This is a genomic window from Micromonospora sp. KLBMP9576 (genome assembly GCF_050941805.1).
Classification (GTDB): domain Bacteria; phylum Actinomycetota; class Actinomycetes; order Mycobacteriales; family Micromonosporaceae; genus Micromonospora.
The window spans coordinates 1,900,672-1,917,515 of record NZ_CP194567.1; the positions used below are offsets into that span (position 1 = coordinate 1,900,672).

Here is a 16,844-nt window from a genome sequence, read left to right on the forward strand (position 1 = left end):
CCTGTCGGCCAGCGGAGCCGGCCCCGCTGAGCGGAGGGTTCAGCCATGTTGCTGCGAGTTCGGATCACCCTGCCCGACCGTCCGGGGACACTCGGCCAGGTGGCGCGCACCATGGGCGTCTCCGGCGCGGACATCGTCCAGGTCGTCGTCCTCGAACGGTTGGGTGGGCGGGCGGTGGACGACTTCACGGTGGTCTGGCCGGGCGCGGCGCGCGTCGAGCGGCTGCTCGCCGGGCTGGCGGCGATCCCCGGGGTGCGGGTGGACGGGGTGTGGCGGGCCATCGGCGCACCCACCACCTCCGGACAGGACGCCGAACTGCTCGCCCAGGTCGCGGCCAACCCGGCCGACGGCGTCGCCACCCTGGTCGACGCCGCACCGGGGCTGCTCGCCGCCGACTGGGCGGTCGCCGCGGTGGTGCCGGTGGACTGGGCCGCCCGCAGCGGCACCGCGGCGGCCGTCGGGCACGCGAGCTGGCGTACGCCCGTACCGCCGCCGTTGCCGGAGGTGACCCCGCTGCGTGCCCGGGCGATCAGCACGCCCGGCGGCGCGCACGTCGCGGTCGCGCCGTTCGGCCGCGCCGGCCTGGTGCTGGTGGTGGCACGCGAATGCGCCGGTACGCCGACCGCGGCGGCGTTCCACGCCACGGAGGTGGACCGGCTGGCGCAGCTCGTGCGGGCCGCCGCGGTGATCCTCGGTGACCGCCTCGACCTGGTCGGGCCAGCGCCGGTGGCCGCGAACCCCTGAGTCGACCCGGCGCCGTGGTGACGCAGGTCTCGCGGCCCGACCGGAGCCGTCACCCGGGGGCAACCGGCCCGCAACACCCACCGGCGAGCCTCATCCGGAGGAGGAAGGGAGCGAATCATGACGCTGTGGCGGATCCGGGCGACCGTGGACGACCGGCCGGGCTACCTGTCGGTGCTGGCGGCGAGCCTGGCCTTGCGAGGGGTCAACATCCTCACCGTGCAGGTGCACACCACCGAACGGGGTGCCGTCGACGACTTCCTGGTCGACGCGCCGGACACCCTCGACGAGGTCGGCCTCGTCGCCGCCGTGGAACGCGGCCGGGGCCGGGACTGCTGGGTCGCGCGCAGCGAGGCGCGCGGGCTCGCCGACCAGCCCACCCGGGCGCTCGGCCTGGCCACCCGCCTGGTGCGGGAGCCCGACTCGACGGGGGAGGCGCTGCGCGCGCTGCTCGGCGCGGACGACGTCACCTGGCGGCCCGCCCCGGCCGGCGCCGGCGGTGGGCTCACCGACACCACCATGCTGCTGGACGACCCGGCCGGCGGCTCGTTCGCGCTGCGCCGCGCGGTGCCGGGCTTCATCCCCGCCGAGTACGCCCGGGCCCAGGCCCTGGTCGAGTTGTCGGCCGCCGTCGCGCGCCGGGCCGCCGAGCAGGTCGCCCTGGTGCTGCCCGACGGGGCCGAGGCAGCCGTACGCCCGGCGACCGCCGACGACCTGCCCGGCGTGGTCGAGTTGCACGAGGGCTGCTCGGCGCGCAGCCGGCACCACCGTTACCTGGGCGGGGCGGCGATGCCCCCGCCGGCCCGGCTGCGCCGGCTGCTGGAGCCGGCCCGGGGCGTGACCCTGCTCGCCACGGCCGGCGACCCGGATTCGGTGGTGGCGATGGCGAACCTGCTCGCCGAGGGCGACGAGGCCGAGGTGGCGCTGCTGGTCCGCGACGACTGGCAGCGGCGGGGCCTCGGCTCAGCCCTGCTGCGCCGGCTGGTCGGGCACGCCGAGCGGGCCGGTTACGCGGCCCTGACGCTGCACGTGCACGCGGGCAACGCCCCGATGCTGCGCACCGTACGCCGACTCGGCCGGGCCACCCCGGCCGAACGCGACGGCACGCTGGTGACCCTGACCCTCCCGCTCGCCGTCGGCAGCCGCGGTGAGCGGAAGGCCCCCTTGTGCACGCCCCCGTGGTAGGAGGGTCCCTTCCGGACGGGCGGCCGGCGCCCGTCCACCCCCGACGCGGGCCGCCGCCGAGGGTCAGGCCGGCACGGTCCCGTTCAGGTACGCGTTGATGATGTCGATCTCCGCCAGGTTGAAGGTGTCCGGCTGGGCGGCGGCCTGGTTGGAGTTGATGATCCGTTTGAACAGGTTGTAGTGGGCGATCGTCCGGAACCCGATCACGCGGTTGGGGGTGACCAGGAAACCGGTGCCGGCGGTGCTCCAGATGAGATACATCAAGCCGTCCTTGGTGAGAACTTCGGGGGGAGATCCGGGTGCCCCGGCGTAGGGTGCGCCCGCGAGGATCGACTCCGGGTCGACCAGTGCGCCGTTGGGACGGAATACCTCAAGGTGCAGGTGCGGCCCGGTCGAGCGGCCGGTCGTGCCGACGACGCCGATCTGCTGCCCGGCGGCGACCTGCGCGCCCGTGCGGACCACGGGAGTGTCCCGCAGGTGTCCGTAGAGGCTCTGCCAGCCGTCGGCATGGGTGACGACCGCATAGTTGCCATAACCACTCGCGTTGTAACCGACGCTTACCGTGCCGGCCGCGATCGACCGGACGGGATAGCCGAGGATCCCGGAGTAGCTGTAGTCGGTGCCGGCGTGATACCTGGTCTCGCCGGTGATCGGGTCGGTCCGCGACCCGAACGACGACGTGATCGGGACCCACTTGTCGAACGGGCGGTTCCACCGGGGGGTGGCGCCGTACGCGGCTTCCGCGAGCCAGGCCTCCGGGATCATGCCGCCGGCGAGCGCGGCAGTGATCATCCCGAGCAGGTGGCGACGCTTGACGCGGTGCGGCGAGTGCCCGACGTCCACCGCTGATCCTTCGGTCTGCCGCATGCGCTCCTCGATCATGTCGCGTCACGAACGCCCGACGCTCCGCAAGGAACGGGCGTGAGCGACGATGTTCGAGCTCAGTGATGTGGATCTTATGGGAATCGATCCGTGTGCTGTCAAGACGCCCGCAGGCGTGGCGGGCCGCCCCGGGTTCCCTGCCAACGGAATCCGGGGCGGGCGCGCGGGCGGCTAGACGTTCGGCGGCAGCGCCGTCCAGTCGGGGAAGTTGCCGTAGAGGCGGCCGTCGCCGCCCTGGGTGACCGCCCGCACCAGCAGGTCGCCGCCGACGAAGGCGCCCTTCCAGGAAGCACCCCGGCCGCCGAACGGCTCGTCCCGGTCGCCCCGGGAGCGCGGCTTGTTGATGCCCACCTTGAACGCCTGGAGGTCGACCGCGAGCTTGCCGGCCAACTCCTCGTCGTCGCAGGCGAGCGAGGCGACCAGCGCGCCGTTGGAGGCGTTCATGGCGGCCAGCAGTTCGTCGGTGGTGTCCACCACGACGATGGTGTCGACGGGGCCGAACGGCTCGGCGTGCATCAGCCGGGACCGGCCGGGCGGGGCCAGCAGCACCGACGGCGCCACGTACGCGGACGTGTCCTGCCCGTCGAGGAACGGTGCGCCGTGCAGCTTGCCCCGGTGCAGCGGCACCGCGCCGCCGCGTACCGCCTCGTCGACCTTGCGGCGCAGCTCGTCGGCCTTGGCGGCGCTGATCAGCGGGCCGAAGTCCAGCTCCGGCAGCGGGTCGCCGGCGGTCCAGTCGTCGCCGACGGCAAGCGGATGCCCGAACCGGACGGAGCGCACCACCGGCAGGTACACGTCGAGGAACTCGTCGACGAGGTCGCGCTGCACCACGAACCGGGGGTACGCGGTGCAGCGCTGCTTGCCGTACTCGAAGCCCTTCTTCAGGTGCCCGGCGAGCAGGTCCCACTGGGAGAAGTTCCAGACGCCCCAGGCGTTGAGCCCCTCCTGCTCGATGAAGTGCCGCTTGTCGCTGTCGAGTAGCGCGGCGGCGACCTTGCCGCCGTTGGAGCGACCGCCGACGAAGGCCACCGCGCCGATCTCCGGGGCGCGGACCAGCACCTCGGAGAGTTCCTCACCGCTGCCGGAGAGCAGGGTGGCGGGCAGCCCGGCGCGGTGCATCAACGCGTGCGCGACGGTCAGGCAGACCGCCCCGCCCTGCGACGGCGTCTTGGCGATCACCGCGTTGCCGGCGAGGAGCTGCACCAGCTCGGCGTGCACGAGCACACTCATCGGGTAGTTCCACGACGCGATGTTGCTGACCGGGCCGGCCAGCGGCTCGCGGCCGTCGGCGAGCATCCGGTCGATCTCGCCCGCGTACCACCGGACGCCGTCCAGTGCCCGGTCGACGTCGGCGCAGGCCAGCCGCCACGGCTTGCCGATCTCCCAGACCAGCAGCATGGCCAGCAGGTCGCGGTGCGCGGTGAGCGCGTCCAGGGCGTCGGTGACCCGCGCCTTGCGCTGCGCCAGCGGCGTGTCGGCCCACTCCCGGTGCGCGGCGGCGGCGTGCGCGACGGCCGCGCGGGCGCCGTCCGCGTCGAGTCGGGGCAGGTTGACCAGGACGGTGTTGTCGACCGGGGTGCGCACGGGGACGGGTGTCCCGAGCGCGCGCCAGTCGCCCATGGCCAGGTTGTGCAGGGTGACGATGCCGTCGGTCGGCGGGCCGAACGCCTCCGGGGCGGCGGCGACCGCCCGGGTCAGGGTGTCGGACCAGGCGGTGCCGTCAGCGAGTCGTAGCGCCATCGTGATCTCCTCGGGGTCGACCGGGGGAGCGGCAACGTCGATGGCGCCGCTGGTGTGGCGTACTGTCCCGCGTCGCGTGTCGCGGCGGCAACCGTACGTCCGTAGAGCAGGACGCGACCGGGCCAGCCCGTGGGTTGGTCCACGTCGGGGGTGGACGTCGTGGTGCTTCCCAATCGACGGCCGTCACATTACATTGGCGATACATGGGAGCGCTTCCACGGCGCTGTCCCTGGTCACGCCGCCACCCCACGCAGTCGCCGGTGGCCGTGCCGCCCGACGCCGTCCCGCGTCGCTGCGGCCACCGGCGGCGCCCCCGACAGGAGCCCGCCATGCGCCACCTGACCTGGCCGTTCCGCGGCCGCCCCGGCAGATCCCCGCTAGCCGGCCAGCCCCGGCCGCGGCGGCTGCTGGCCGCCGGCGTCGCCCTGCTGGCCGGGCTGCCCCTCGCCGTCGCCGCGCCGTCGTCGGGGTCCGCGTCCGCCGGACCCCCGCCCGGCGCGTCCGCCGCGCCGGCCTTCAACTACGCCGAGGCGTTGCAGAAGTCGCTCTACTTCTACGAGGCGCAGCAGTCCGGGGAGCTGCCGGACTGGAACCGGGTCTCCTGGCGCGGCGACTCCGCGCGCACCGACGGCGCCGACGTCGGGCTGGACCTCACCGGCGGCTGGTACGACGCCGGCGACCACGTCAAGTTCGGCTTCCCGATGGCGTTCAGCACCACCATGCTGGCGTGGGGCGCGGTGGAGTACCGCGGCGGCTACACGGCCTCCGGGCAGTTGCCGCACCTGCTCGACAACCTGCGCTTCGTCAACGACTACTTCATCCGGGCGCACCCGGCCCCCGACGTCCTCTACGGCCAGGTCGGCAAGGGCGACGACGACCACAAGTGGTGGGGCCCGGCCGAGGTGCTGCCGATGGCGCGGCCCGCGTACCGGATCGACGCCAGTTGCGGCGGCGCGGACCTGGCCGGTGAGACGGCGGCGGCGATGGCCGCGTCGTCGATGGTCTTCCGGCCCACCGACGCCGCCTACGCCGACCGGCTGCTCGGGCACGCGAAGCAGCTGCACACCTTCGCCGACACGGTGCGCCGGAGCTACCACGAGTGCATCACGGACGCGACCAGCTTCTACCGCTCCTGGAGCGGCTGGCAGGACGAGCTGGTCTGGTCGGCGATCTGGCTGTACCGGGCCACCGGCGAGGCCGCCTACCTCGCCAAGGCCGAGAGCGAGTACGACAAGCTCGGTACCGAGAACCAGTCCACCACGCGGTCCTACAAGTGGACCATCGCCTGGGACAACAAGCAGTTCGGCGCGTACGTGCTGCTGGCCAACCTGACCGGCAGGCAGAAGTACGTCGATGACGCCAACCGCTGGCTCGACTACTGGACCGTCGGCGTCAACGGGCAGCGGGTGCCGTACTCGCCGGGCGGGATGGCCGTGCTCGACTCGTGGGGGGCCCTGCGCTACGCCGCGAACACCTCCTTCGCCGCCCTGGTCTACAGCGACAGGACCACCGACGCCGCCCGCAAGGCCCGCTACCACGACTTCGCGGTCCGGCAGATCAACTACGCGCTCGGCGACAACCCGCGCGCCTCCAGCTACGTCATCGGCTTCGGGGCCAACCCGCCGCGCAACCCGCACCACCGCACGGCGCACGGCTCCTGGTGGGACAGCCAGACGGTGCCCGTCGAGACCCGGCACACCCTCTACGGCGCGTTGGTCGGCGGCCCGTCGGCGGCGAACGACGCGTACACCGACAACCGGTCGGACTACGTGATGAACGAGGTCGCCACCGACTACAACGCCGGCTTCAGCTCCGCGCTGGCCCGGCTCACCCAGGAGTACGGCGGCACCCCGCTCGCCGGCTTCCCCCGCGCCGAGACGCCCGACATCGACGAGCTGACCGTGGAGACCACCGTGATGCAGGCCGAGCCGCGCGCCACCGGCCTCAAGGCCATCGTCTACAACAGGTCGGCGTTTCCGGCCCGCGCCCTGACCGACGGCAGGTTCCGCTACTACTTCCGCCCCGACGGCCCCGGCCCGGTCACGGTCACCCCCGGCTACACCCAGGGCTGCCCGTCGCCGTCCACGGCCCGCCAGCACAGCGGCGACATCTGGTACGTCGAGGTGGACTGCACCGGGCACACCATCGCGCCCGCCGGGCAGTCGCAGCACCGGATGGAGGTGCAGTTCAAGATCGGTGTGCCGGAGGGCGGCACCTGGGACCCGACGAACGACCCGTCGTACCAGCCGGTGGCGGGGCCGAACCGGAAGGTCACGCTCCACTCCGGCGCCACCCGGATCTGGGGTGACGAGCCCGCGCCGGCCACCCCGGACACCACCGCGCCGACCGCCCCCGGCACCCCCGTCGCCTCGGCGGTCACGGCCACCGGGCTGACCCTGACCTGGCCCGCGTCGACCGACGACGTCGGCGTCACCGGGTACCGGGTCTACCGCGAGGCAGGCGCGACCGACGTGCTGGTCGGCTCGCCCACCGGCACCACGCTGGCGGTGACCGGGCTGACCGCCGCCACCGCGTACCAGTTCCACGTGGTGGCGGTGGACGCGGCCGGCAACGCCTCGGCGGCGTCCGCGCCGGTCGCGGTCACCACCGCCGACCCGCCCGCGTCCGGCGGCTGCGCGGTGGCCTGGACGACCAGCGGTTGGGACACCGGCTTCACCGCGAACGTCACCGTCACCAACACCGCCGCGACCACCATCGACGGCTGGACGCTGGCCTTCGGCTTCCCCGCCGCCGGTCAGCGGGTCGGCCAGGGCTGGTCGGCGACGTGGACCCAGACCGGCACCGCGGTCACCGCGACCAACGTCTCCTACAACGGCAGGCTCGCGGCGGGGGCGTCGACGAGCTTCGGCTTCAACGGCACCCACACCGGTACGAACCCGTTACCCACCGCCTTCACCCTCAACGGCACCCCCTGCACCGTCTCCTGACGCGCAATCCGCCTGAGACCCCGGACAGTTGCCGTTCCCCGAGGACGGCAACTGTCCTCGTCGGCCGGGGGGTCGGGGTGCACCGGTCCCACTCTCGCCGCCGGCCCGCCTCCCGCCGCCCCGCGCGGAGACCCTGGGCGTCCTCCGCCTCGCGCCGGCGGTAGCCGCCCGCGATTCGGGGCATTCCCCCCGGCGTGACACTGCTGACGGTGGGGCACGGGGCGGCGGACCGGGAGCGGCTGGGCGAGCTGCTGACCGGTGCCGGGGTCGCGCTCGTCGTGGACGTGCGGCGCTTCCCGGCGAGTCGGACCAACCCCGACGTACGCCGGGAGGAACTGGCCCGCTGGCTGCCGGCGGCCGGCGTGGACTACCGCTGGGAGCAGCGCCTCGGCGGCCGGCGGCACCTCCCGGCCGGCGGCGCCGAGCCGGACGGCTGGTGGACCGTGGCCGCCTTCCGGGCGTACGCGGCGTACACCCGTACCGCCGACTTCCGGGCGGCGCTGGACGCGGTGCTGGCCGACGCGGCGGTCCGCAGCACGGCGGTGATGTGCAGCGAGAGCGTCTGGTGGCGCTGCCACCGGCGGTTGATCGCCGACGTGGCCGTGCTGGGACGCGGCGCGCCGGTGCGGCACCTGATGCCCGACGGCCGGCTCGCCGCACACCCGCCGGCCGAGGGTGCCCGCCGCCTGCCCGACGGGGACCTCGTCTGGGACGGTCGAGCCCTCTCCGGCGAGGGGTGACGCGCGGGCGGCGTGGGGCGGGACGCACGTCCCGTCGGTGCGGATCGGCGTCGGGGGTGGCTCAGCCCTTCAGCCCGGCGACCGCCTCGCCGGTGGTGTCTCCACAGTGGGGCGCCCGGTCGGTACGCAGGCGCCGCCGACTCTTGACTTGTCACTCAATCGGGCGTAAACAAAGCACAAGCAAAAAGAAACGGCGGTGAAACAACATCGTGTACGCCGAAGAGCGTCAGCAGGAGATCCTCCGCATCGCACGCGAGGTGGGCCGGGTCGAGGTGACGGGCCTGGCCGACGGGCTCAACGTCACGTCGGAGACCATCCGGCGCGACCTCACCCAGCTGGAGCGGGCCGGGGTGCTGCGTCGGGTGCACGGCGGCGCGATCCCGGTCGAGCGGCTCGGCTTCGAGCCCGCGCTGGCGGCACGCGACGCGGTGCTCATCGAGGAGAAGGAGCGCATCGCCAAGCTCGCCCTCAACGAGGTGCCCGAGCAGGGCGCCATCATCCTCGACGCCGGCACCACCACCGCCCGGCTGGCACAGTTGCTCCCGGTCGACCGGGAGCTGACCGTAGTGGTCAACTCACCGGTCATCGCCACCACCCTCGGCACGTACGCCAATCTCAACGTCCTGCTGCTGGGCGGCCGGGTGCGCGGCAAGACCCTCGCGACGGTCGACGACTGGTCCCTGCGTCTGCTGGCGGAGCTCTACGTCGACGTCGCGTTCGTCGGGACCAACGGCATCTCGGTCGAGCGCGGCCTGACCACCCCGGACCCGGCCGAGGCGGCGGTGAAGCGGGCCATGGTCAGGGCGGCCCGCCGCACGGTGGTGGTCGCCGACCACACCAAGATCGGCAACGACTACCTGGCCCGCTTCGCCGAGCTGGCGGACCTGGACCTGCTCATCACCGACAACCGTGCCGACCTCGAGCTGGTCGGCGAGCTGGAGGCCGCGGACCTGCGTGTGGTGCGGGCATGAGGGCCGGGCCGAGCATGATCGTCACCGTCACCCTCAACCCCAGCCTCGACCGGGCGGTCGAGGTCGACTCCCTCACCCGCGGCGAGGTCATCCGGGCCGCCACGGCGCACCTCGACCCGGGTGGCAAGGGCGTCAACGTGTCCCGGGCCCTGCTGGCCAACGGGGTGCCGTCGGTGGCGGTGCTGCCCTCCGGCGGCGACGAGGGCAACCAGCTCATCCGCCTGCTCGAGGCGGAGGGGGTGAAGGTCCTCGCGGTGCCGATCTCCGGACGGACCCGTTCCAACATCACCCTCGCCGAGCCCGACGGCACGGTCACCAAGGTCAACGAGCCCGGCCCGGTGATGTGCGGGGCCGAGCTCGACGAGATCACCGACGGGGTGCTCGACCGCGCCGGGAAGGCCGACTGGGTCGTGCTGTGTGGCAGCGTTCCCCCCGGCCTGCCCGCCGACACGTACGCCCGGCTCTGCCGCCAGCTACGGGCCGCCGGCGTCCGGGTCGCCGTCGACACCAGCGGCCCCGCCCTGCGCGAGGCCGCCCTGGCCGGGGCGACCCTGCTCAAGCCCAACCGTGAGGAGCTGGCCGAGGTGGTCGGCGCCCCCCTGGCCGACCTCGGCGACGTGGTCGCCGCCGCCCAGCGGCTGCGGGAATGGGGGGCCGGCACCGTGGTGGCCAGCCTCGGCCCCGACGGCGCCGTCCTCGTCGACGCCGACGGGGTCGTCACCGGCAGCTGCCCGGTCGAGAGGCCCCGCAGCACCGTCGGCGCCGGCGACGCGCTGCTCGCCGGTTTCCTCGCCGCGGGCGCGCGCGGTGCCGCCGCCCTGGCCGAGGGCCTGGCCTGGGGGGCCGCCGCGGTGAGCCTGCCCGGCAGCCGGATGCCCGGCCCCGCGGACCTGTTCCGCCACGACGTCACCATCCACCCCCGACCGGAGGGGCGGCTTCCCCTGCCGCCGTCCGGACCCTGCTAAAGGAGATACCCCCCGTGACCTCCTACACACCCCAGGTGCAAGGCCAGGGCTTCCGAGCCTCGGTGCAGCGCCTCGGCGGCTACCTGGCCGCGATGGTCATGCCCAACATCGGCGCGTTCATCGCCTGGGGCCTGATCACGGCGCTGTTCATCCCGACCGGCTGGATCCCCAACGCGACCCTCGCCGAGCTCGTCGACCCGATCATCAAGATCCTGCTTCCGGTGCTCGTCGGCTACACCGGCGGGCGGCTGGTACACGGCCAGCGCGGCGCCGTCGTCGGCGCGGTGGCGACCATGGGTCTCGTGGTCGGCGCCGACGTGCCGATGATCCTCGGCGCGATGATCATCGGTCCGCTCGCCGCCTACCTCCTCAAGCTCTTCGACGGCCTGGTCGAGAACCGGATCCGTCCCGGCTTCGAGATGCTTGTCGACAACTTCAGCGCCGGCATCATCGGCGCCGCGATGGCCATCGGCGGCGTCTTCGGCATCGGCCCGGTGGTCGAGTGGCTCACCAAGCAGGCCGGCTCGGGCGTCGACTGGCTCGTCGACGCCGACCTGCTGCCGCTGACCTCGGTGCTCGTCGAACCCGCCAAGGTGCTCTTCCTCAACAACGCCATCAACCACGGCGTGTTCGGCCCGCTGGGCATCGCCGAGGCGGCCGACACGGGCAAGTCGATCCTGTTCATGATCGAGTCGAACCCCGGCCCCGGCCTCGGGCTGCTGCTCGCCTTCATGTTCTTCGGCCCCCGCGCGCTGCGCCCCAGCACCCCGGCCGCGATCATCGTGCAGTTCCTCGGCGGCATCCACGAGATCTACTTCCCGTACGTGCTGATGAAGCCGAAGCTGATCCTCGCCATGATCGCCGGCGGCGCCGCCGGCATCGGCACCTTCATGATCACGGGGGCGGGCCTGGTCGCCACCCCGTCGCCGGGCAGCATCTTCGCCTACCTGGCGGTCACCCCCAGGGGCGGCTACTTCGGGGTGCTCCTCGGCATCCTGATCGCCGCCGCCGTCAGCTTCGCCGTGGCCTCGGCCCTGCTCGGCTTCGGCCGCGGCGAGCCCGCCGAGGACCCCGTCGGCCCCGACGAGGAGACGATCGTCGACCCGGACGAGGCCGACAACAAGTCGGCGAAGCTGGAGGCCTGAGCATCATGCCCACAATCAACGGTTCCGAGATCAAGAAGGTCGTCGTCGCCTGCGACGCCGGCATGGGCAGCAGCGTCATGCTGGCCAGCCAACTGCGCCGGCAGCTGGCGAAGAACGCGGTCACCGTCGAGCACACGCCGGTCAACTCGATCCCGGCGGACGCCGACGTGGTCGTCTGCCACCAGGGGCTCGCCGCCCGCGCCCGGGTCAGCGCGCCCGACACGGTGATCGTGCCGATCCAGGTGTTCATCGGCGACCCGGCCGTCACCCGGGTCGTCAACGCGGTGCAGCGCGGCGGTGAGCTGAGTGGCTGACCTGCTGGCCCGCGACGCGATCCGGCTGCACGAGCGGGCCGGCTCGCGCGACGAGGCGATCCGCCGCTGCGGCGCGGTGCTCGTCGAGGTCGGCGCGGTCGCCCCCGCGTACGTGGACGCGATGCTCGCCCGCGAGGAGAGCGTCTCCACGTACATCGGGGAGGGCGTCGCCATCCCGCACGGCACGCTGCACGGCAAGGAGTCGGTCCGCCGCGACGCCCTCGCGGTGCTGCGCTTCCCCGACGGCGTCGACTGGGACGGCTTCGACGTGCGGGTCTGCGTCGCCATCGCCGCGGTCGGCGACGGCCACGTGGACATCCTCGCCCGGCTCGCCGCGGTACTGATGGACCCGGCGCAGGCGCAGCGACTCCGGAACTCGACGAATGTCGATGAAGTGATCACCATCCTTGAAGAGGAACCATCGTGAAGGTTGTCCGTTTCCACGCACCCGGTGACGTCCGCATCGAGGACGCCCCCGAACCCACGCCGGGCCCCACCGACGTGAAGATCCGCGTCCGCGCCTGCTCCACCTGCGGCACCGACGTGAAGATCTCCCGCTTCGGCCACCACCACATCGCGCCGCCGCGCGTCATGGGTCACGAGATCGCCGGCGAGATCGTCGAGGTCGGCGGCGAGGTCACCGGCTGGCAGCCGGGCGACCGGGTCCAGGTCATCGCCGCCATCCCGTGCGGCGAGTGCGCCGAGTGCCGGCACGGCCGGATGACGGTGTGCCCCCACCAGGTGTCCATGGGATACCACTTCGACGGCGGGTTCGCCGAGTACATGGTCGTACCGCGCAACGTCCTCGCCGTCGACGGGCTCAACCGCATCCCCGACGGGCTCAGCTACGCCGAGGCGTCCGTCGCCGAACCCCTCGCCTGCGTCCTCAACGGCCAGTCCCTCGCCCAGGTCGGGGCCGGTGACGACGTGGTCGTGATCGGCTCCGGGCCGATCGGCTGCCTGCACGTCCGCCTGGCCCGCGCCCGCGGCGCGGCCCGGGTGTTCCTCGTCGACCTCAACCGCGAACGGCTCGACCTGGCCGCCGGCCTGGTCCAGCCGGACGCCGCGATCTGCGGCGCCGACACCGACGTCGTCGACGCGGTGCTCAAGCTCACCGACGGTCGCGGCGCCGACGTCGTCATCACCGCCACGGCCGCCGGCGCCGCGCAGGAGCAGGCGGTGCGGATGACCGCCCGACAGGGCCGGATCAGCTTCTTCGGCGGCCTGCCGAAGGACAAGCCGCTGATCTCCCTGGACTCCAACCTCGTGCACTACCGCGAGCTGACCATCGTCGGCGCCAACGGCTCCAGCCCCGAGCACAACAAGGAGGCGCTGCGGCTCATCGCCGACGGCCTCGTGCCGGTCGCCGACCTCATCACCCACCGCCTGCCGCTCGACCGCGCCATCGACGCCTTCGGCATCGTGGCCCGCGGTGAAGCGATCAAGGTGACGATCGAACCGTAGGAGGATCCGTGCCCACCAGGACAGTCGTCGTCGGCTCCGCCAGCGGGCTGCACGCCCGCCCGGCGGCGCTGTTCGTCGCCGAAGCCGCGAAGCAGCCGGTGCAGGTCACCATCCGCACCGGCGACCGGAAACCCCTGCCGGCCCGCAGCATGCTCGCCGTGCTGTCGCTCGGCGCCAAGAAGGGCACCGAGGTCACCCTGGAGGCCGACGGCGACGGCGCGCAGGCCGCCGTCGACACCCTGGCGGACCTCCTCGCCCGCGACCTGGACGCCCCGGATGCGTGAACTACGGGGGATCGGGGCCAGCCCCGGCGGTGCGGCGGGGCCGGTGTACCGGCTGGCCCCGCCGCCCGCCCTGCCGCCCGCACCGGCAGGTGTGGATCCCGCGGCCGAGAAGGCGGTGCTGCGGGCCGCGGTCGCTACCGTCGCGGCCGACCTGACCCGACGCGCCGACGCCGCCCGCGACACCACCGCCGCCGAGGTGCTGCGGGCGCAGGTCCTGATGGCGCAGGACGAGACGCTCGTCGACGCGGCCGACGACGGCATCGACGGGGGCACGGACGCGCCGCACGCGGTCGCCGACGCGCTCGCCGTGCACCGGGCCGCCTTCGAGGCCGCCGGTGGGTACCTCGCCGAACGGGTCAGCGACCTCGACGACCTGCGGGACCGGCTCGTCGCGGCGTGCCTGGGGTTGCCGATGCCCGGCGTACCGGACCCGGGTCACCCGTTCCTGCTCGCCGCCCGCGACCTGGCGCCCGCCGACACCGCCGGGCTCGACCCGGCCCTGGTGCTGGGCCTGGTCACGGCCGAGGGCGGGCCCACCAGCCACACCGCCATCCTGGCCCGGACCCTCGGCATACCGGCCGTGGTCCGCTGCGCCGGCATCCTGGACGTGGCCGACGGCACGCTGGCCAGCCTCGACGGATCGGCCGGCGTCGTGACGGTCGACGTCTCCGCCGAGACGGCGACCGAGGTCAACGCCGCCCGGCTCGCCGAGGCCGAACGCCGGGCCCGCTCCCACGGCCCCGGGCGGACGGCGGACGGCCACCGCGTCGCGCTGCTGGCCAACATCGGCTCCGCCCTCGACCTCACCGGCGAGGTCGAGGGCGTCGGACTGTTCCGCACGGAACTGCTCTACCTGGACCGCACCGAAGCGCCGACGCACGAGGAACAGGTGCGCGCGTACCAGGAGGTCTTCGCTGCGCTGCCCGGCCGCAAGGTCGTCGTGCGTACCCTCGACGCCGGCGCCGACAAGCCGCTGCCGTTCCTGCGCCTGGCCGTCGAGCCCAACCCGGCACTCGGCATCCGTGGCCTGCGTGTCGCCCGGCAGACACCCTCCGTGCTCACCACCCAGCTGGGCGCCATCGCGACGGCCGCCGCGGCCACGGACGCCGAGGTATGGGTGATGACGCCGATGGTCGCCACGGCGGCGGAGGCGTCCGCGTTCGCCGCCTCCTGCCGCGAGCACGGCCTGCCGACCACCGGGGTGATGATCGAGGTGCCGGCGGCGGCGCTGCGCGCCGGGACTGTGCTGCGGGAGGTCGACTTCCTCAGCATCGGCACCAACGACCTCAGCCAGTACACGTTCGCCGCCGACCGGATGTGCGGTGACCTCGCCGAACTGCTCGACCCGTGGCAGCCCGCGCTGATCGGCCTGCTCGCCTCCTGCGCGGCGGCCGGCGTCGCGGCGGGCAAGCCGGTCGGCGTGTGCGGAGAGTCCGCCGCGGATCCGGACTTCGCACTGGTTCTGGCGGGGCTCGGCGTCAGCAGCCTGTCGATGGCGCCGCGCAGCATCCCGGCGGTGCGTGAGTCCCTGGCCGCGCACACCCTCGACGAGTGCCGGCGGTTCGCGGCGGCGGCCCTGGCCGCCGACACCCCGCAGGCCGCCCGGGCGGCGGTACGCCGCTGACGCACCCGGAGCACCGGCGCGCCCCCCGCGGGCGGGCAGCGCGCCGGTGCGCGGCGACGACTGTCAGTCGGCCAGTTCGTCGGCGAGCAGGTCCATCAGCAGCCCGTCGTGCCACCGGCCGTCCTCGCCGCGCTCGTAGTGACGCAGCACCCCGACGGGGCGGAAACCGACCTTCGCGTACGCGCGCACGGCCGCCGTGTTCGCCGCCGCCGGGTCGATGGTGAACCGGTGGTGGCCGTGCTCGTCGATCAGGTGCCGGGCCAGGGTGCGGATGGCGTCCCCGGCCAGCCCGGCACCGCGTACCGCCGGGTCGAGGAAGACGTCCATGCTGGCGTGCCGGTAGTCCGGGTCGTCCTCGGCGTACCACTGGATCGCGCCGACGACCCGGCCGTCGTGCTCGATCGCGTACACCGACAGGGTGTCGTCGGCCAGGTCGGCCCGCACGGCCGAGTCGAGGTCGTCGCCGCCGCGCCACCAGCGGCGGACCTCCGGAGCGGCCCGGATGGCGGCGAGCGCCGCCACGTCCCCGGTCGTCGCCGGCCGCAGGGTCACCGCCCGCCCGCGCAGCATCGCCGTCAGCCCCGGATCTCGCCGTGCTCGACGCAGACCGCCGCCCAGCCGACCGGCAGCACCTGCACCTTCATCCGGCGGCGGCAGTGCGTGCAGAAGCGCGGCGGCTCCAGCACCCGGGCCGCCGCGCACCCGTCGTGCGGGCCGGCGGCCACGGCCTCGCCGCAGCGGTCGCACCAGGCGGCCGACGTCCCGCCGGCCGCCGTCGCCGCGTCACCCGTCGTCACCGGTCTGCTCACAGCGTCGCGGAGAGCGCCTTGACGGGCATCTTCAGGTCATCGAGCAGTTCGAGATCGGCCGTCGCCGGTCGACCCAACGTGGTCAGGTAGTTGCCGACGATGACCGCGTTGATGCCGCCGAGCAGGCCCTCGCGGGTGCCGAGGTCGCCGAGGGTGAGTTCCCGGCCGCCCGCGTACCGCAGGATGGTGCGCGGCATGGCCAGCCGGAAGGCGGCGATGGCGCGCAGCGCGTCCCTGCCCTCCACGACCGGCTGGTCGCCCAGCGGGGTGCCGGGGCGCGGGTTGAGGAAGTTGAGCGGAACCTCGTGCGGGTCCAGCTCGGCGAGCTGCGCGGCGAACTCGGCCCGCTGCTCCACCGTCTCGCCCAGGCCGAGGATGCCGCCGCAGCAGACCTCCATGCCGGACTCGCGGACCATCCGCAGGGTCTCCCAGCGCTCCTCCCAGGAGTGCGTGGTGACCACGTTGGGGAAGTGGGAGCGGCAGGTCTCCAGGTTGTGGTTGTAGCGGTGCACACCCATGTCGACCAGCTCGTCGACCTGCTCCTGGCTGAGCATGCCCAGCGACGCGGCCACCTGGATGTCGACCTCGGCCTTGATCGCGGCGACGCCCTCGCGTAGCTGCTTCATCAGCCGGGCGTCGGGGCCGCGTACGGCGGCCACGATGCAGAACTCCGTCGCCCCCGTCGCCGCCGTCTGCCGCGCCGCCTCGACCAGGGAGGGGATGTCCAGCCAGACCGCGCGCACCGGGGAGGTGAACAGGCCGGACTGCGAGCAGAAGTGGCAGTCCTCCGGGCAGCCGCCCGTCTTCAGCGAGACGATGCCCTCGACCTCCACCTCCGGGCCGCACCAGCGCATCCGCACCTCGTGGGCGAGCTGGAGGGCGGCGGGCAGGTGCTCGTCGGGCAGGCGCAGCACGGCGAGGACACCGGCCTCGTCGAGACCGACGCCGTTCTCCAGCACCTGGGTTCGGGCCTGGTCGAGGATCTCTGGCATGGCTCGTACCCTACAAGGCCCCCCGGCCGGGAGAAACGGT

Annotated in this window: 17 protein-coding genes; 12 read left to right on the forward strand and 5 right to left on the reverse strand. The window is 73.7% G+C overall.

Annotation, left to right across the window (positions count from 1 at the left end; all coding sequences use genetic code 11):
- The first annotated feature begins 45 nt into the window (after positions 1 to 45).
- Positions 46 to 744 carry an amino acid-binding protein gene (locus ACQ452_RS08565; RefSeq protein WP_433391915.1) on the forward strand — a complete coding sequence of 233 codons (699 nt, stop codon included), beginning with the start codon at positions 46 to 48 and terminating at the stop codon, positions 742 to 744.
- A 117-nt stretch (positions 745 to 861) separates the two neighbouring features.
- On the forward strand, positions 862 to 1,926 hold the full coding sequence (locus tag ACQ452_RS08570; protein WP_433391917.1) for a GNAT family N-acetyltransferase: 1,065 nt from the start codon (positions 862 to 864) through the stop codon (positions 1,924 to 1,926).
- A 63-nt stretch (positions 1,927 to 1,989) separates the two neighbouring features.
- Here ACQ452_RS08570 and ACQ452_RS08575 read toward each other — a convergent pair whose 3' ends face one another.
- Complete coding sequence (locus ACQ452_RS08575) at positions 1,990 to 2,769, reverse strand: M23 family metallopeptidase (protein WP_433391919.1); 780 nt, start codon at positions 2,767 to 2,769, stop codon at positions 1,990 to 1,992.
- A gap of 210 nt (positions 2,770 to 2,979) precedes the next feature.
- Positions 2,980 to 4,548, reverse strand: a complete 1,569-nt coding sequence (locus ACQ452_RS08580; protein ID WP_433391921.1) for an aldehyde dehydrogenase family protein — start codon at positions 4,546 to 4,548, stop codon at positions 2,980 to 2,982.
- A gap of 329 nt (positions 4,549 to 4,877) precedes the next feature.
- Between ACQ452_RS08580 and ACQ452_RS08585 the strand changes: the two genes are divergently transcribed.
- From ACQ452_RS08585 to ptsP, 10 genes are all read left to right on the forward strand, one after another.
- Positions 4,878 to 7,496 (forward strand): glycoside hydrolase family 9 protein, encoded by a 2,619-nt coding sequence (locus ACQ452_RS08585; protein ID WP_433391922.1) that lies wholly within the window; start codon positions 4,878 to 4,880, stop codon positions 7,494 to 7,496.
- Between the two features lie 194 nt (positions 7,497 to 7,690).
- The gene (locus tag ACQ452_RS08590; RefSeq protein WP_433391924.1) at positions 7,691 to 8,236 is read left to right on the forward strand and encodes a DUF488 domain-containing protein; all 546 of its coding nucleotides are present in this window, start codon (positions 7,691 to 7,693) and stop codon (positions 8,234 to 8,236) included.
- 209 nt (positions 8,237 to 8,445) lie between these two features.
- Positions 8,446 to 9,207, forward strand: coding sequence for a DeoR/GlpR family DNA-binding transcription regulator (locus ACQ452_RS08595; protein ID WP_433391926.1), 762 nt, complete (start codon positions 8,446 to 8,448; stop codon positions 9,205 to 9,207).
- Between the two features lie 14 nt (positions 9,208 to 9,221).
- A complete protein-coding gene (gene pfkB / locus ACQ452_RS08600; RefSeq protein WP_433394053.1) occupies positions 9,222 to 10,172 on the forward strand; it encodes a 1-phosphofructokinase in 951 nt (316 codons plus the stop codon).
- A 14-nt stretch (positions 10,173 to 10,186) separates the two neighbouring features.
- Positions 10,187 to 11,317 carry a mannitol-specific PTS transporter subunit IIC gene (gene mtlA / locus ACQ452_RS08605; RefSeq protein WP_433391929.1) on the forward strand — a complete coding sequence of 377 codons (1,131 nt, stop codon included), beginning with the start codon at positions 10,187 to 10,189 and terminating at the stop codon, positions 11,315 to 11,317.
- 5 nt (positions 11,318 to 11,322) lie between these two features.
- Complete coding sequence (locus tag ACQ452_RS08610) at positions 11,323 to 11,631, forward strand: PTS lactose transporter subunit IIB (RefSeq protein WP_433391932.1); 309 nt, start codon at positions 11,323 to 11,325, stop codon at positions 11,629 to 11,631.
- A complete protein-coding gene (locus ACQ452_RS08615; protein ID WP_433391935.1) occupies positions 11,624 to 12,058 on the forward strand; it encodes a PTS sugar transporter subunit IIA in 435 nt (144 codons plus the stop codon). Before ACQ452_RS08610 ends, ACQ452_RS08615 begins: the two co-directional genes overlap by 8 nt.
- Positions 12,055 to 13,095: a zinc-dependent dehydrogenase gene (locus ACQ452_RS08620; protein ID WP_433391937.1), complete on the forward strand. Its 1,041-nt coding sequence runs from the start codon at positions 12,055 to 12,057 to the stop codon at positions 13,093 to 13,095. Before ACQ452_RS08615 ends, ACQ452_RS08620 begins: the two co-directional genes overlap by 4 nt.
- A gap of 8 nt (positions 13,096 to 13,103) precedes the next feature.
- Positions 13,104 to 13,379, forward strand: a complete 276-nt coding sequence (locus ACQ452_RS08625; RefSeq protein WP_433391940.1) for an HPr family phosphocarrier protein — start codon at positions 13,104 to 13,106, stop codon at positions 13,377 to 13,379.
- Positions 13,372 to 15,003, forward strand: coding sequence for a phosphoenolpyruvate--protein phosphotransferase (gene ptsP / locus ACQ452_RS08630; protein ID WP_433391942.1), 1,632 nt, complete (start codon positions 13,372 to 13,374; stop codon positions 15,001 to 15,003). Before ACQ452_RS08625 ends, ptsP begins: the two co-directional genes overlap by 8 nt.
- 63 nt (positions 15,004 to 15,066) lie before the next feature.
- Here the strand turns inward: ptsP and ACQ452_RS08635 are convergent, their stop codons facing one another.
- Genes ACQ452_RS08635 through bioB form a run of 3 tightly spaced genes read right to left on the reverse strand, consistent with a single transcriptional unit; the run spans position 15,067 to position 16,804 of the window.
- Positions 15,067 to 15,573, reverse strand: a complete 507-nt coding sequence (locus ACQ452_RS08635; RefSeq protein WP_433391944.1) for a GNAT family N-acetyltransferase — start codon at positions 15,571 to 15,573, stop codon at positions 15,067 to 15,069.
- A gap of 5 nt (positions 15,574 to 15,578) precedes the next feature.
- The gene (locus ACQ452_RS08640) at positions 15,579 to 15,800 is read right to left on the reverse strand and encodes a hypothetical protein (protein ID WP_433391946.1); all 222 of its coding nucleotides are present in this window, start codon (positions 15,798 to 15,800) and stop codon (positions 15,579 to 15,581) included.
- Positions 15,801 to 15,808: 8 nt separating this feature from the next.
- Complete coding sequence (bioB, locus tag ACQ452_RS08645) at positions 15,809 to 16,804, reverse strand: biotin synthase BioB (RefSeq protein ID WP_433391949.1); 996 nt, start codon at positions 16,802 to 16,804, stop codon at positions 15,809 to 15,811.
- Between the last annotated feature and the right edge of the window lie 40 nt (positions 16,805 to 16,844).

Excerpts from the sequence above, each read along its gene's own strand:
- ptsP (WP_433391942.1), top strand. The coding sequence starts at position 13,372 with ATGCGTGAACTACGGGGGATCGGGGCCAGCCCCGGCGGTGCGGCGGGG.
- bioB (WP_433391949.1), bottom strand. The coding sequence starts at position 16,804 with ATGCCAGAGATCCTCGACCAGGCCCGAACCCAGGTGCTGGAGAACGGC.
- ACQ452_RS08565 (WP_433391915.1), top strand. The coding sequence starts at position 46 with ATGTTGCTGCGAGTTCGGATCACCCTGCCCGACCGTCCGGGGACACTC.
- ACQ452_RS08570 (WP_433391917.1), top strand. The coding sequence starts at position 862 with ATGACGCTGTGGCGGATCCGGGCGACCGTGGACGACCGGCCGGGCTAC.
- pfkB (WP_433394053.1), top strand. The coding sequence starts at position 9,222 with ATGATCGTCACCGTCACCCTCAACCCCAGCCTCGACCGGGCGGTCGAG.
- ACQ452_RS08610 (WP_433391932.1), top strand. The coding sequence starts at position 11,323 with ATGCCCACAATCAACGGTTCCGAGATCAAGAAGGTCGTCGTCGCCTGC.
- ACQ452_RS08585 (WP_433391922.1), top strand. The coding sequence starts at position 4,878 with ATGCGCCACCTGACCTGGCCGTTCCGCGGCCGCCCCGGCAGATCCCCG.
- ACQ452_RS08580 (WP_433391921.1), bottom strand. The coding sequence starts at position 4,548 with ATGGCGCTACGACTCGCTGACGGCACCGCCTGGTCCGACACCCTGACC.
- ACQ452_RS08635 (WP_433391944.1), bottom strand. The coding sequence starts at position 15,573 with ATGCTGCGCGGGCGGGCGGTGACCCTGCGGCCGGCGACGACCGGGGAC.